The organism is Saccharothrix sp. ST-888 (genome assembly GCF_000955975.1).
Lineage (GTDB): Bacteria > Actinomycetota > Actinomycetes > Streptomycetales > Streptomycetaceae > Kitasatospora.
In genome coordinates, this window is the sequence record NZ_JYJF01000781.1 from 1 (window position 1) to 325 (window position 325).

Here is a 325-nt window from a genome sequence, read left to right on the forward strand (position 1 = left end):
CGCGGCCGGCGAAGCCACCCTGCGGACGGCCACCGGAGCGGTGGTCGTCGCGGCGGGCGAACGGACGGGTGTTGCCGCCGCGGTCGTCCCGGTTGCGGTGACCGAAGGCCGGACGGTCACCGAACGAACGGGCCGGACGGTCACCGAAGGAACGGCTGCCGCGGTCGTCGCGGTCGCGGCCCGCGAAGCCACCCGAGCGGTTGTCACGGTCGCCGAAGGAACGGCGACCGCGGTCGTCACGGTTGCGGTCGCGGTCACCGAAGGAACGGCTGCCGCGGTCATCGCGGTTGAAGCCACCCGAACGGTTGTCACGGTCACCGAAGGA

At 72.9% G+C, this 325-nt stretch carries 1 protein-coding gene; it reads left to right on the forward strand.

The genetic code is table 11. From position 1 onward, the window contains the following. Nucleotides 1-40: 40 nt before the first annotated feature. On the forward strand, nucleotides 41-325 hold a 285-nt coding region (locus tag UK12_RS40645), incomplete at its 3' end, for a hypothetical protein (protein ID WP_156179157.1).